The organism is Hyphomicrobium sp., from assembly GCF_019753045.1.
GTDB lineage: Bacteria > Pseudomonadota > Alphaproteobacteria > Rhizobiales > Hyphomicrobiaceae > Hyphomicrobium_B.
In genome coordinates this window covers 1-14,697 of record NZ_JAIELN010000016.1, presented here as the reverse complement: position 1 = coordinate 14,697, position 14,697 = coordinate 1, and the positions used below count along the sequence as shown (strand labels likewise).

Genomic DNA, 14,697 nt, shown 5'->3' with positions numbered 1-14,697 from the left:
TTTGACGGTTCGAACGAAAAGTGAGCTGGGTCTCCGCATTCTGCCGAGTGTGGCAGCTTTTCTGCATTGACTCGTTATCGTCGGCGGCGAGTCTGCTCCGGTTGTACCACTGACGGCCTTATTCCGGAGGCCCTCGGGAAGGTCGGATTGGACGCTCGAGCCGCGGTCTGCTTAGCCGGCAGCAGCTTGAATTCTACCCTTCAACGCCGGCGGCGAGCTCCATGGCCTCCATATCCTGGAGCCATGTAGCTATGCCGTCGCGCATTGCCTTGTAGATCGACGCTCCGAGAGCTTCGCCGACGGCCGTATGCATGCCCGCGAACCGTACGGAGCCGCCACGCGGTGCGGCCACGACGATGCAGTCAGTCCCCGTCCCCGTAATGGCCACGCCGGACCGACGCACGCCAGCATCGAGAATAGCGGCCGTTCTTGCTTCAGCTGCAATCGTAATCGCCTCGATCAAAGCGGCTTCCGAAAGCGGCTTTGATACATGCACCATCGTGTTGATCGTACCTACGCCTGTCCGTGTGGTGGCGAACCGCTGGCCTACTCTCTCCCCATTCGAGAGCCCGACGGTGGTGACGCACGTCGCGACGACGTCGTCAATCGTGACCTGTGACGTGTGATGTCTGCTCACGTCGCGCGAGGTGATTAGCGAGATGGCATCCGCCAGCTTGGCTTTCGCGATGCGGATGGTGATGATCTGCTCGGCATCCTGACCGGCAGGCAAATCGGCATCACGGATTTCGATCCACGCCACTCGCCGAGCCATTTGAAATCCCGGCCTTGTGAGCGACCAACTCAGCATTTGCTGAGGCTCATGGAAGCTTGCGACCAGGAGCCGTTGCGTGTGGGAGAGGGCAAAAGGAAGGCTTGGAAGGTCCGCGGCGCATATTCCGGTTACCTCGTCCGCCGCATGTTCCTTTCGCCTCATCGACTGCCGTGCCCCGGGGTTTATGCTACTGTGCGAATGCGTGGGCATCCAACGCAGGATTGCAGCGTGCTTTGTGTTGGATTAGCTGCGGTTCCGGTCGTTGCCAAGCGTCGAGATGTCTCCACGCCTTGCTGCGGTTTAATCATGCAACATTTGTCGGGGAAGGCTTGTTGCGCAACGGCGTCGAAAGCCGCTAGACGATCCAAACGCCGAGGCGCCGGCGGGCCATCAGCACTCCGACCGCGGCGGTGACGATCGCCTCGAACGCGTTGAACAGAGCAATCCCAAGAAGCAGACCTTGGCTTGCGAGAACGATCTTGGCGGCTGTTCCCGCCGCGATGATGCAGATGCGCGCGCGTGAGTATTCGCGCTCCATCCCGCACATCGGAGCGACGAGGCTATGCAAGCCGCCGATTGCTGATACCAGGGGCCCGAGCGCAAGAACCGGGAGAAGGATCGCGTAGTTCGCGAATTCCGGGCGGAATATCGACATGATCTCGGTGCGAAAGATCAGCATGACAACTGACAGGAACAAGACGATCGATCCAACGCCTCGAGAGATCTGCCGCGACAGCCTCACGATCTCGCGGGGATTATGTTCGCTGTATGCCAACGGAATGAGGGGCGCGCTGGTGATCGCAGCTCCATAGGGCAGCAGGTACAGGATCTGTATAGTCCTCTGGGCTGCGTAGTACGCGCCGAGCTCCATGCTCGAGACAGAAGACATTATGCCGAGAACGAGAATGTCGATTTGCGTTCCCGCTTGGCTAATAAAATTGAGCGCAAAGAAGGCAACGCCGCTGGGCTTCGGATATTCCGACAGTGCGGCGGCATCGCCTTGTGGAGTTCGGTACCAGGCACGCGCCACAAACACCGCCGATACTGTGATGGGGACGAGGTAGGCCACCAGAAGCAGCCAACCCAAGAGCGTCGCGTTGGGATGCGCGTTGCCGAAAGCGATGATGACCAGTCCCGCCGCGAGGATCAGCTTCCAGGCGATTTCCTTTACGAAGACTGCCGGCAACGTATGTCCGCATCCTCGCTGAATTGCGAAGTTGAGCTCGTTCAATCCGCTCATGACAACGAGGCCGCCGAGGACGCCAAGAATTTCAAAGTCCGATGACCGAAGCGAGTGGTAACCGTAGAGCATCCCGACGGCCGCGAAGAACAGCAGCCCTGCGCCCGCTATGATTAAGCAGCGTTTCAATAGCGGGCGAAACCCATGATTTCCGCGTGCGACTACGAGGGGCAGGTCGCGAAGCAAAATCGACTCTTGGCCGATCGTTGCGACGCCGCCAAAAAGTGCCGCGGATGACATCAGCAGAACGAAATCGCTGAAGCCTTGCGCGGTCGTTATGCGGGCCGCGAGCGCGATGATGATATAGCCGAGCCCCGCGCTGCATATCCGTAAGAACAGCGCGGACGATTGCTCTATTCGCTCTCGGGAAACGTAGGTTACGAGCAGCTTCCACTCTGCGAAAGACGAATGTTTCGCGGTGCCCATGTGCCCTGCTGCATCGTTGAGTTGAGAGGCCTATGGCCTATCGGATGAGTGAACGTCGCCGTGACACTGGCTCGATGCGCGCCGATGAGACTGCGCATTGGTGGGACGGGCAACTGGACATTTGAGCGCTGCTCGCATCAAACGCCAAAAAGCCAAGTTTCGAGCAGTGAGGCTTCGCTGAGGAAATGTGTACGGATCATTATTGCCGTAGTGATCGAACGTCTCAAAGCCCTGCGTCAGCTGTGCACGGTTACTTTCGTTTTGCTCCGGGTTACGGTGATGATCGGTGGGCAGCGCGTTTCGTAGTTATCTAGGCGAGTAGCTGCCATGGATGCCTACTCAAAGCCGCCGCTTCGCGTGCTGCATGTTGTGCGCCAGTACCCTCCCTCGGTCGGAGGTCTGGAAGAATATGTAAGGCAACTTGTCGAAAGGCAGTCCGGATCTTCTCGCGTCACGGTCCTTACCTTGGACCGGATGTTCGGCACGTCGCGCAGATTGAAAAAGGTGCAGCGAGTCAATCGTTCGATTGTCGTGCGCGTGCCTTATGTCGGCTTCAGCCGATTTTTCATTCCGCTCTTATCGCCGAAATTTTTGCGCAGATACGATATCATTCATCTGCACTCTTTGGATCAATTCACCGATCTCATCAGCATCTATAGAAGACTTGGCGTTCCGCCGCTGATTGTGACCTCGCACGGTCTCTTTTTTCATACGCACAAGTTCGACAAACTTAAAAATTTCTACTTCAGGACAATTTCACGAGTGACGCTGTCACAGGCGAAAAAGATCTTCGCGGTGAGCCGTAACGATCAGAGCAGGCTTCAAGAGATCGGGATCCGGTCGGAGGTGTTGCTGAACCCCGTCGAGCCGTTTCCGTGGCTTTACGCTGGCGGTCGTAACCTAATTTATTGGGGCCGGATTGCTGAAAACAAATCCGTCGACCGTCTTATTCCGTTTTTTGCGCACCTGATGAGAGCGGATTGCACGAGAAAGCTTTTCATCGTCGGGCCAGGAACGGCCAGCGATGAGGATCGCTTGAACAACAAGATTCGTGCCGCGAAGTTGACGGACAGCATTCATCGCCTTGGGTATCTGGATTGCCCCGAACTTCAGGCGTTGATCAAGGATTGTGGGTTCACGGTGTCGGCGTCGCAGTACGAAGGCTACGGCTTGGTTCAGGTGGAGGGGATGTCGGCCGGGCTGTTGCCGGTCATGCAAAAGAATTCCGCATTTCAAGAAATTTTTGAACGTTCGGCGACGGGTTTGCTGCTTGATTTTACCGATGCCGCGATTTCGGCGGAGCGGTTTCTCCAGTGGGAGAAGACACAGAATATTCAAGATCGAGAACGCGCGCGTCGTTTTGCGTTGGGGTGTGCATGGCCTCCTGCTGCAGCCCGAATTCAAACGACCTACCAGGATGCTATTGCGAGCGAGACTTAACACTGAGGAGTTGGGATGTCGCAAAGCTGTTTGCCATGGCTCCCAAGCCGAGAGATATTTGGTGTGCATGTCGCCACACTCAGCAAGTCCGAGGCGCTGGACGTTATTGTCGATGGGCTCCGGACTTCCCGATCCATGAACGTGGCGTTTGCGAACGCAAATTTGTTGATGAAGGCGCGGAGAGATCCGCTGCTTCAACGTCAGCTCGATGGAATGCTTGTTTTGAACGACGGCGTAGGGGTCGATATCGCTTCGCGGATTTTGTACGGAAAAGGATTTCCTGAGAATTTGAATGGCTCGGATTTAACGCCGGAACTGCTCAAGAGACTGCCTAAACAGACGCCTGTGTTTTTGTATGGCTCTCGTCCGGCGGTCGTTTGTCGTGCGGCTGAGATCCTCCGTCAGAAATACCAATCCGAAATATGCGGAGTGTGCGACGGGTACTGCGATAACCCAGATGTGGCTGTAGACGCTATCAAGCGCGCGCATGCAAAGGTTGTGCTCGTTGCTCTTGGGAATCCGAAGCAGGAACAGTGGATGTCGGAGAAGAACTCGGCGTGCGGTGTTCTCGCTCTGGGTGTCGGCGGTTATCTAGACGTCGAAACCGGGCGCGTAAATCGCCCGCCCCGCTGGCTGCGGAACTTAAAGTGCGAATGGGTATTCCGGATAACTCAGGAGCCGTCGCGGCTGTGGCGACGATATACAATCGAGGTCGTATATTTCCTTGCTGCTGTTGTGCTCGATCGCATCACGGTCTCTTCACGATGGGGGAGGCTGAGGCGTGAGTTATGAGCGGTATGATCCGCATGTAGACATTCCATTCGACGTGCTGACGCGAGAAGCCGTAGATAAGCTGATCGCTGTGATAATGATCGCAACTCTGCTGTTCAACGCGGTGCTCGCAGCAGTCAATGCACACGTGACGGCCGTGACGAATGGGGAGGTGATCGCCGCGGAGTTGCTGATATTTTTCTGCAGCGCCCTTCTTCTGGCATTGACGCTTGCCCCTCATGATCGCCCGTGGCTTGCGCTCATGTTCCTGCTCATCGGTATGGGGTTGGTCGTAAGCCTGTTTAGAGATGAGTTGGTTGCAAAGAACATTCGCGACGTGCTGTCGATACCGGTCTTCGTGATGCTCGGTTTGCGGTATTCGAGCAGTCCCGTATCATTGTTTTCCAAGTTGCAATTCATTGTCGTTTTCTTTGCTCTCCTGGAGGTCGCCAATCCCGATCTCTTCTCAGACATCTTTGATGTCAGGAGTTACTACATAAATTCCCGCAACTTCACGGCTGACGACTTCTGGAACTCGGATTCGTCGCTTTTCGTCAGTGCGACACGGCCGGGCGAGCGCTTTTTTTCCTTTGTCGATATTCACCGCGTGTCCTCGATATTTCTCGAGCCGGTTTCGCTCGGCAATTACGTTTGCATCATGGTCATCTTGCTCATCTGCTTCTGGTCGACACTTTCGTTGATCATGCGGACCTGGCTTGTCGTTTCGACCGTTTCTCTGCTGGTTGCCTGCGATGGGCGTTTTGCGACAGTCACTTCGGCCCTTATCCTGCTTTGTGTACCACTGGCGTCCAAGCTGCCGTCGCGCGCCGCGGTCTTCTATTTGCCGACGATCGTGATACTCGGCGCAATCGGGGTTTATGCATTTCACCCAGATCCTCTGAGTGACGACTTCGGCGGTCGCGTAGCGAAAACGATGGAACTTGCGGGAAATCTTAATTTTTACGATGTGCTTGGCATGGCCGAATGGAGCCAGATCAACGACAATCTCGATAGTGGATTGACTTACCTGATCGTTACGCAAACCGCGCTTGGGGGCGGTTTCGTGTGGTTGTTCACAACGCTCGTGGCGAGCGATCATGTTCCGGACATGGAAATCCGACTCCGCATTCGGCGTGCAACACATGCGGTCGCCATTTTCATCGGGCTCAACCTTCTTGTCAGCTATTCGCTGTTTTCAATCAAATCCGCCGCGTTTCTATGGTTCTTGTATGGAGCGGCGATCAAGCCGATGGCTGAAGATGATATGACTGGCGATCTGGCTTCGTGATTGGTGCTCCTGTTTAGTTTTGGGCGGATTGGGTCGGCTCTGGGGAATGGGAGCGCTCAACTGTCAACACATCACCGGGCTCGAGCTGTGTGCCCGCGCTCGCCGGCATTGGTTCGCCATGGCCCTGCTTCGCAATCGTGAAGTGGCCCTTGGTTGTGCGAAGCAGGGTGTCCGGCGTCGCCACTTGAGCTTCGAAGACCAATCTCTTGGCAGTCGCGATTTTTGCATTCGTGTCATCTATTTCGGCGCGAGTCGCTTGTGTGTCTCGATTGATGCGTTCGGCTCGTTGAACCACCAAATCGAGTTTCGCTTGCTCGGTCTGGCTGATGTTCTGCTGCGCTTGCAAGACGAGCGTATTCATGCCCTGGATATTTCCGGATACTTGCGCGAGCGTGCGCTCGAGCAATTGCTTCCGTGGCTTCTGCGTCAAGCCTTGCGCCACGAGCCCTGTGACGCTTGCGAGTTCGTCTTGCACTGAACGATATTGTTCTCTCTCGCTTTCGATTTGCGCTTTTATTGACGTGACCTCGCCCTCGTAGATCTGATGAAAGCGATCGAACGTTGCCTTGCGCTGTTCGAAGCTGTCGTTATTCGTCGCGAAGATGCCTCGTTCCTCGGCGACGAGGCGCGCTTCAGGCGAAGTGCTGTCCAACTTGTTCCATTCGGGCGGAAAGACCAAGTCCTTTGTGCCGCTTTGCTCTGCTGCCAATCTTATCTGGCGGGCGGCAAGTTGTTTCATGCGCGTCTGGAATACGTCTATGTCGCCTTTCGCGGCTATCGCGTCACGTTCGAGGCGCAAGGAGGCGACGTCAACGAGGCGATAGTATCCGCCTGCGACGCTGACGGCCTGCATAACCGTCAAGCCCGGTTTGAATGGAAAGGCGCCTGGGCTTTGTACATCGCCGAGAACGTAAAACGGCCTGAAAATGACGATTTCCGTCGTCGCGCTCGGAAGGTCGTTCAACTTCTGCCGCCGCTGTAACTCGGTTGCGACCTTGGTAGCGACCTGCGAGGCGGTGAGTCTTCTGACCGGAACTTCACCGACCAGAGGAAGGAAGATCGTTCCGGTCGCGGTGACATTGAATTCGCCGGAAAGGTCGGGCCAGTCGTGAACGGCAATGCGAACTTTGTCTCCCGTATCGAGGGTGTAATCAGCTGCAATGATCGGCGTTGCAGGCAATGCAACGAGAAGTAACGTCAGGCCAAATAATGCGCGCATGAGGGGGTTCGACATTTTCATTCTCCCGCTGTCCATTCAATATGAGGGACCGGTGGAGTGCCCTTTCCGATGTTGTCTCCGGGCGGGTCCATTCCAAGGCCTCTCGACGACGGATTGAACTTACTTTTCATGTGGGCTGATGCATGTGGTTGCCGCGGCGGCGAACGTCGTCCTCGGAACATTTTGTCGCCGGCTTTATTGAGGAGTACGCCGATAAGCTTGGATCTTACGGGGCCTGCTGAATCCAAGATCATCGCCAGCTGTTCGGCCGAAGTTTTATTCCATTCGATGACGAGCAGTATTCCGTGCACAATCGGTTGAGCCTCGCGGACGTCTGGAACCGGATCAAGAGGGGGCAGGTCGATGAAGATCCTGTCGTAATCCCGCGTCAATTCGGTGAAGAATTTTTCGTTCGTCGCGTTGAGGAGGAAACCCGGGTGCGAGCCGTTCTCGCTCGCGGGGTTAGGTAGAAATTCGAGGCCGGTCTTATCGCATGTCCAAAGTATGTCCGGCAGATTGCGGCCATCGAGCGCTTGGGCCAATCCAGCGGAAGCTCCAGGGGAAAGCAACGCGGTAAGGCCAGCGCTATATGGATCCGCGTCGACCAGAAGGACTTTCTGATTTGCGATGGCCATAAGTCTCGCAAGGTTGGCGGCCACGACAGATTTGCCTTCGCCAGACGCAGGAGAAGTAATGCCAATAATGACGGGATTGCTGTCTTTGTGCTCGAGAATGGCCGCTCGGGTATTTCTCAGGACATGAACGAAGTGACTTCGCGGATTGGTTATTGCCCAAAGGAGAGACGGATCCGACGCAACGGTATGGCGGTTCGTGAGTGAACGTTTGCGGGAGGCCAGTTTCGAGTACCATGGCGCTTTTTTCATGCACGGCAACATGCCGAAACACTCCGCATCGCACACCCGTTCAACGGCCTCGCGTGTTTTTATCCGATTGTCGAACCAGTCGAGTGTGAAGGCCAACGTGAAGCCAAAGACCAATCCGGATGCCAGGCCGAGGGCGAGGATGAACCCGTCCGGCAGCTGGTCTCTTTTCAACGGAGGTGTTGCTTCGCTCACCACGCGAGCCGTCGTTCCGAGTGACGCGACCTTGCTGCGCAACCACGGGCTGACGGAGTTCGCAACGTCAGCGTTCGAATTTGCCTGATCGTCCAGGTACGCCTTGACCACGGCATTCGTGATTTTTGCGGCCTTAACCGGATCAACGGATGTTGCGCGCACGTCGATCAGATAGCTTTCGCCGATGCGGCTCGCGTGTATCTTGTTCTGTAGTTTGTCGAGGACTCGGGCTTCCCGCTTTTGCTCCGTTTCTGACGCGGAGGATTTGGGCAGGAATTCGGGGTCGTTGATCAAGCCCAATGATTTCATTGCATCGCGGGCGATCTTATCGGACAGCAGGATCGCTACCTGACTCTGCAGCAATGGAGAGCTGATCGACGATGTCGGGAGGATGGCCTCCTGGGGATTGAATTGAAGAATTCGATTATCGATGACCAAGCGCGAGGCTGCAGTATAGCTCGATCCTCTCGTCAATACGTAGGCCGCGGCCATCGCGAGAAAGAGTGCCGGGAGAGCGACCAGAATAGTCCGGTGGCGCGAGATGGTATCCCAAAGAAATTGGCTGGAATGGGGTGGCGCCCTTCGCGCATCGTGGTTGCGAACCAGCATCAAAGCGCCTTTCTATGCCCGAGTACTCAGGAGGTGCTTGGTCAGAGAGCGTTTGGCCCGAACAGGGCAAGAGGCGTGCGCGCCAAAATTTTGAGGTCCAACAGGAACGACCAGCGCCGTACGTAGGCACGATCACGATTCACGCGCATCGAAATATCTTCGTAGGTGTTCGTCGGGCCGCGCAGGCCGGAGATCTGAGCCAGTCCGGTCAGGCCAGGTCGGACGAGAAGTCGATCTGAATAGTGGGGAATGATACGGGCGTAATGCTGGTCCATCGCAATAGCGTGAGGACGAGGGCCGACCAATGACATGTCGCCCATCAACACATTGAACAGTTGGGGCAGCTCATCGACGCTGGTTCGACGAAGCCATCGGCCAAGAGCAGTGAAACGCGGATCGGCGATTCTCGCTTGAACGAAGGCGCCATCGGACTCCTGCACCTTCATGCTGCGAAACTTCATCAATGTGAAAATTTTGCCATTCCGACCGAAGCGCTTTTGATGAAACAATGCAGGTCCATCGGATTCCAGGCGAATGAGAAGCCCGATGAGTATGAGACCTGGCGCCAGAAACGCTAGCAACGCGCCCGATACAATGATATCCAATGAGCGCTTCAAGAAAGCGGTATTGGCCTTGTGGGCGCGCGCATGAAGCAGTGCTTGCGCGCCGGGCTCTGCGGAGATGGCAAGCTCACGATGTTGAAATTGATCGTTAAGAAGAATTGTTTCGGCGTCAGAGACGGTGCGGAAATGCATGCACGCTCCTCCAAAATGAGGTAACTCAGCGCAGATCTGAGATCTGCTCAGGTATTAGAAAAAATGAATTCCACTCATTCATCGATCAATTCTGGCGAACGAAAAAACGATCCGACGGAGGAAGATATTCGTTCGACTGCCGATGCCGCCAATTCGGTGGCTCCTGCTCAGATCAGCAGGGGAAGAGCCCGATTGTTAGGGCTTCTATTCGTCGGAGGCGTGTCGCTCGTTGTTTGGCTTTTCGTTGCGCTACTATTTTCTAAATAAGAAAAACCCGTTCTCCGCTTTATGCGTTTCAGCGGAGGTTCACGGTAGCACCGCAAAAATCTAAGCTATCAACCGCAGAAGTGAAAGCTTGGCTAATGCGTCTTTTTGTCCGTAGGCGTCGTAGTTTAGTGGGTCGATCCGCATTGCGATCACAGTCGCCTATTTGATCCAGTTTTGAAATGGCTGCCGCTCTTGCGAAGCGAACTTTTCAGAAAGCCTGTCCGCTTTGCCCGCCGTCATATTTTGCCGAGGATCATGCCGCCTGCGCGCGGTTCTCTTCGTGATCCGCCTACGAAGATCATGGTCGTGGGACTCCTGTCATCGGCCTCAGGGCTTGGCCGTTCGGCGCGGCTCTGCATTCAGCAGCTTGAGAATTACGGCTGCGAAATTTCGACGTGTGACGTGGCGGGGCTTTACGCGAGCGGAGACGATGTAACGTATCAACGTGGCTCCCAGAGCCTTCGAACGAATGTTTCGATATTTCATTTGAACGCGCCGATGCTGCTACCCGGCATCATCACGGCAGGGCTCCGCTCCTACTACAAATCATACAACATTGCGTACTGGGCGTGGGAACTCGAGTGTTTGCCTAAGGACTGGATCGACGCTATGCGGTACGTCGATGCGTTCATGGTTCCAAGTCGTTTTTGCCAGAGAACGATGCAGCGCTACACGATGAAGCCAGTGCTTACGGTGCCTCATCCGATCCAGTTAGATATGGGCAATGTGGTTCCCGTGAGGCCGAAAGACAGGACTTTCCGGGTTCTTTCCGTTTTCAATTTGGGTTCCTCCTTCGAAAGGAAGAATCCGCTCGCGGTCATACGCGGGTTTAGAGCGGCATTCGGCGATGAAGAGGGCGTCGAACTCGTTTTGAAGACGTCACAGGGGAAGCGGTACCCGCAAGATCTCGCTGTGATCAGGAGCGAGATCGGCGAGAGCCGGAATATCAGCGTCATCGATCAAGTCTGGTCGGATGAGCAACTCTCAGAACTTTATTGTTCTTCAGACGCCTACATCTCGTTGCATCGCTCGGAAGGTTTCGGGCTGACGATCGCAGAGGCGATACTTATGGAGGTTCCCGTTATCGCGACCGGCTGGTCCGGTAATGTTGATTTTTGCTCGCCAGACAAGCTGTCGGCGGTCGCCTACAAGCTCGTTGCGTTTGCCGATGACGATCCGGCGTATCACGGCGTTTCCGATGCCGTGTGGGCAGAGCCGTCCGTCGAGGCTGCGGCGCACGAGCTTCAGAAAGTGAGAAGCGATCGTGCCGGTTCGATCAAGCGGGCACGCGAGGCAAAGGTCGAGTTCTTATCATATCTTGGCAGAAATACTTACGCCGCGGCGCTGGATGCTTTGGTTCGCCGCAACGGTTCGTAGCTCATGCGCCCCGAATGTCGAGAGCCTGATTCAGACCCTTACGGCAGTTTGGCGCGTAAATCGTCTCTTGCGGCTGATCGCATAGGGCAGGCGAGCGACAGCGGGCGGCAATCTCAGGTGCGCTGCGGCCGTGTGAAAGATGCCCATCGGCCGCAACCGAAGCTCCGCCGGATAGTCGTTCGAAAGTATCAATTCGCGCGCGGTTTGCATGTCTCCGCGGCTTAGCCGTTCGTTGATGGCCGCAACTAAGAAAATTGCCAAGCGCTGCTTTTGAAGATCGCGGTAGGCGGCGGGTATGTTGATCTCGCGCAAGAACGTGTAAATCGGAAGATGATCGAGGCGTTCGGTTTCGGCTCCCGGTGTCAACCGGTAGCGATGCGTTACGCTGGAGGTGAGGAAGAGCGATGCGTCGCCGCTCAACTCTGCCAATCGCAGAGCAAATGCCACGTCAACCGCAGAGCCGGGGTTGGCGGGCAAGGCCGTTGCTGCACGTTTTGCCAAGGCAGTCCTTAGCAAAAAGCCGTTGCTTGGCAGCTGTAGGGATAAAACCGAAAACCAAATGCTATGAATGCGGTCCAAATACTCTTTGGTTCTAAGGTACGTTTTATTGAATTGCTCTGTTTCCGCAGGCAGCAGTGCGCTGCTTGCGTCGACAATTTGCTGGACGCCGAATGCGCCAATAGCCGAGGGGTTTTCGTAGGCGGCCTTTATTGTAAGGTCCATTCCGCTCGGTGCGAACATGTCGTCGTCGTGTAGCAACGATACGTACGGCGTGGCGACGTGATTGAATAACCTAATAATGTTGTCGCGTTGGGACGCGACCGACGTCCTTGGCAAATATTCAATGCTCACACCGTCGGGAACAGCGAAGGCATCGAGCATTTCGTTGGTTTCTGTCGTGCGGGAATCGTCGCCAACGACGATGCGCAACGGCCGGTAGGCCTGCGTTACGCATGAGTGAATTGCAGCCTGTAAGAGCCGAGGCCGTTCGTAGGTCGGGATGCACACACTGACCGGATCTGACATTCGATCCTCCAATTCGTCTGCGGCAACGTGCGGCAGCGTTCCCTGGGGGGCTCAGGTGTTTCGTTCTCGTCGATGACGATCAAGCCGGTTCGGCAGCTCAGAATCAATGCCGCATAAACGGCGCAGCAGGAAAAGTGACTTCAGGCTCGTCGGCAGGAACTTCCCTCGAGAGCAGGAGTAGGTGTTGTTGCTGCTTTTGTCTCGCTGCAGTCATCAGTGCAGGGCGTGATTTGCAGGGCGGATGACAGCAGGCATCCGGGAGTGAGATCGATGCTTGATTACTTCAAGCTGCCTTCCGTTGTCGTAATCGCGTTCGTGACAGCTGCATTCACGCCAGTGGGCGGTTCTCAAACGTTGGCAGCCGGAAGCGATCTCGCCGCTAGCGATACGCCTAGCGAAAAGTCACCGGATGATTTTTGCCGGAACAAGCAGGATGGGGTTTATGTCATCGGTGCCGACCCTCTCGTCTTGTCGGAGGGCGAGCGCTTCAATGTCGATCTGTTCGCCTGCCGTGTGACCGATGGGCAAACGGTTCAGATGCAAGTTTCGGGCGTGGCGAGCGACGACAATTTGTTGGAAGAGTCCTATGACGTCGTCGCGCAGAAGGCTCTTTCATCGCGGCCCGGTCTGTCACTTGGACCGGTGACATCGCATAATTTTGAATATCGCTTGCCCGCCGGCACCTATGAATTGAATTTCCCGTTCAAGTTTGCACGCGGGCGAAATTTTACGGGCAGCGATGCGGCTCCGTGGGCACCAGGGAAGCAGGAGCAAATCGATTTCATGATTGCTCCGGGGTCGGTCAATCCGGCGACTATTCATGACTCATCAACCTTTAAGCTTGTTACCGAGGGCCCACGCTTTGCGGGCGGCGATGATCGCGCTGTCCGATGGTCTATTTTGCGTTCCGTTCCGGCGATTGCGGCCGGTGAAAGCGTTGCCTTCGAGCTTGATGAAAGCGGAGCCGCGATCAAGAAGCCGACCAAGATTCGCATCAGTATCCATCCGAGCAGTACGGTGGATGAGGGTGCCTTTCAGGGTCAGGTCGGCGATGCGATAGCTGCAGCGGTGCCGCCGGGAACGTATGATCCATCGAGCGGCGTTTTGATCGTCGATGCTCAAACGAAGTTTCCTATAAAGTTCACGCTGACCGCGCGCGATGATCCTAAATCCGGAGATTTTGTTCTCGGTCTTAAAGACAACGAGACCGGGGAGATCGATGCGGGCCGTGCAGGCGTTCATCTCGGGGACTGGACTTTGCCTCCGGCGAAGCCCGCGATGGGCGTCAATATGGCGAGCGGTGAATTCGGTCAGGGCACGACGTTCAACAAGGATTACGTCTATCCGGAGAATGCGCGGATCGACTGGTCCAAGGAGCAGGGGTTCAAGATCCTTCGCGTCCCGTTCAAGTTTCAAAACATCCAGCCTGGTCCTGACAAAGAAATTCGCCCTCAGGATCTGCAGGAACTCGGTCGCGTGGCATCACGGTGTGCGCGAAACGAGATTGTTTGCATCTTGGATATGCACAATTACGGATCGTATTACAGCGACGACGGCAAGGGGACGGGACTGGCTGGCTCCAACGGCGTTTCCAATCAAAAGTTGGCGGAGCTCTGGGCGAAGCTCTCTGTGCATTTCAAGAACAACCCGTACATCTGGTTTGGCCTGATGAACGAGCCGCACGAGCAGTCGGCGCTCGAGTGGATAAAGACGGCGAACACAATTACTTTGGCCATTCGGGACGCCGGCGCGCCCAACAAGATTGTCTTTCAAGGTTCGTACTGGGATGGTGCGCACTCGTGGGATTCATCGGACAACAGCGTGCAGGTTCTCAAGGCCTACGATCCTCTGAACAACTTCGCCGTTGAAGCTCATCAATACCTTGACCTGGATTCTTCCGGAACATCCTCTTTCTGCATGCCATTCAGCGGTTCGCGTCGTCTCGATCCGTTCACGACGTGGCTGAAGAAGTACAAGATGCAGGGCATCATCGGCGAGGCGGGGTGGGCCAATAATTTCCTTTGTCTCCACGAGGGCGAGGATATGCTCAACAGTTGGAAGAGCGCGATGGCGACGCCATCCGAGGGAGGCTACATAGGTTTCACGTATTGGGCCGCGGGCCCCTGGTGGGATAAGAACTATCCCTATCTCGTCGAGCCGCGCCCCTTCCCGGGCGGCGCGGCGCCACCAATGCTTGACCAACTGAAAAAGTACATTCCGCGCTGACAGTCGTGAGGGGACGTCGTGAGCAATATTTACCCAGTCATTTTGTCGGGCGGGTCGGGGACGCGGTTATGGCCGCTCTCGCGGGCGATGTATCCGAAGCAGTTCATTCGGTTCTTCAACGATCAAAACTCGTCGTTCCTCGGCGCGGCGCTCGGGCGGCTGCCGGGACCTCAGGGTTTCGAGCGGCCGATCCTCCTGTGCAACA

General features: G+C 55.9%; 12 protein-coding genes. 6 read left to right on the top strand and 6 right to left on the bottom strand.

Annotation, left to right across the window (positions count from 1 at the left end; translation table 11 throughout):
* Positions 1-193 precede the first annotated feature (193 nt).
* The gene (locus K2Q04_RS17380; protein ID WP_291165963.1) at positions 194-934 is read right to left on the bottom strand and encodes an adenosylcobinamide amidohydrolase; all 741 of its coding nucleotides are present in this window, start codon (positions 932-934) and stop codon (positions 194-196) included.
* Positions 935-1,127: 193 nt separating this feature from the next.
* Positions 1,128-2,438, bottom strand: coding sequence for an MATE family efflux transporter (locus K2Q04_RS17375; protein WP_291165962.1), 1,311 nt, complete (start codon positions 2,436-2,438; stop codon positions 1,128-1,130).
* A 327-nt stretch (positions 2,439-2,765) separates the two neighbouring features.
* Here K2Q04_RS17375 and K2Q04_RS17370 point away from each other — a divergent pair, with 327 nt between their 5' ends.
* From K2Q04_RS17370 to K2Q04_RS17360, 3 genes are read left to right on the top strand one after another with little or no spacing between them, the layout of a single operon-like run.
* On the top strand, positions 2,766-3,878 hold the full coding sequence (locus K2Q04_RS17370) for a glycosyltransferase family 4 protein (protein WP_291165961.1): 1,113 nt from the start codon (positions 2,766-2,768) through the stop codon (positions 3,876-3,878).
* Positions 3,879-3,893: 15 nt separating this feature from the next.
* Complete coding sequence (locus K2Q04_RS17365; protein WP_291165960.1) at positions 3,894-4,670, top strand: WecB/TagA/CpsF family glycosyltransferase; 777 nt, start codon at positions 3,894-3,896, stop codon at positions 4,668-4,670.
* Positions 4,660-5,937 (top strand): polysaccharide biosynthesis protein GumE, encoded by a 1,278-nt coding sequence (locus tag K2Q04_RS17360; protein WP_291165959.1) that lies wholly within the window; start codon positions 4,660-4,662, stop codon positions 5,935-5,937. The genes K2Q04_RS17365 and K2Q04_RS17360 overlap by 11 nt, the downstream gene beginning before the upstream one ends.
* Before the next feature lie 13 nt (positions 5,938-5,950).
* Here the strand turns inward: K2Q04_RS17360 and K2Q04_RS17355 are convergent, their stop codons facing one another.
* Genes K2Q04_RS17355 through K2Q04_RS17345 form a run of 3 tightly spaced genes read right to left on the bottom strand, consistent with a single transcriptional unit; the run spans position 5,951 to position 9,596 of the window.
* Positions 5,951-7,171, bottom strand: a complete 1,221-nt coding sequence (locus K2Q04_RS17355) for a polysaccharide biosynthesis/export family protein (RefSeq protein WP_291165958.1) — start codon at positions 7,169-7,171, stop codon at positions 5,951-5,953.
* 2 nt (positions 7,172-7,173) lie between these two features.
* The gene (locus K2Q04_RS17350) at positions 7,174-8,841 is read right to left on the bottom strand and encodes a hypothetical protein (RefSeq protein ID WP_291165957.1); all 1,668 of its coding nucleotides are present in this window, start codon (positions 8,839-8,841) and stop codon (positions 7,174-7,176) included.
* 41 nt (positions 8,842-8,882) lie between these two features.
* Positions 8,883-9,596, bottom strand: coding sequence for a sugar transferase (locus K2Q04_RS17345; protein ID WP_291165956.1), 714 nt, complete (start codon positions 9,594-9,596; stop codon positions 8,883-8,885).
* A gap of 573 nt (positions 9,597-10,169) precedes the next feature.
* On the opposite strand from K2Q04_RS17345, the gene K2Q04_RS17340 reads away from it, so the two are divergent.
* Complete coding sequence (locus tag K2Q04_RS17340) at positions 10,170-11,240, top strand: glycosyltransferase family 4 protein (protein WP_291165955.1); 1,071 nt, start codon at positions 10,170-10,172, stop codon at positions 11,238-11,240.
* A gap of 30 nt (positions 11,241-11,270) precedes the next feature.
* Here K2Q04_RS17340 and K2Q04_RS17335 read toward each other — a convergent pair whose 3' ends face one another.
* Positions 11,271-12,266, bottom strand: coding sequence for a glycosyltransferase (locus tag K2Q04_RS17335; RefSeq protein ID WP_291165954.1), 996 nt, complete (start codon positions 12,264-12,266; stop codon positions 11,271-11,273).
* Between the two features lie 270 nt (positions 12,267-12,536).
* Between K2Q04_RS17335 and K2Q04_RS17330 the strand changes: the two genes are divergently transcribed.
* A complete protein-coding gene (locus K2Q04_RS17330) occupies positions 12,537-14,492 on the top strand; it encodes a glycoside hydrolase family 5 protein (RefSeq protein ID WP_291165953.1) in 1,956 nt (651 codons plus the stop codon).
* An 18-nt stretch (positions 14,493-14,510) separates the two neighbouring features.
* The coding region (locus K2Q04_RS17325) for a sugar phosphate nucleotidyltransferase (RefSeq protein WP_291165952.1) at positions 14,511-14,697 on the top strand (187 nt) is incomplete at its 3' end.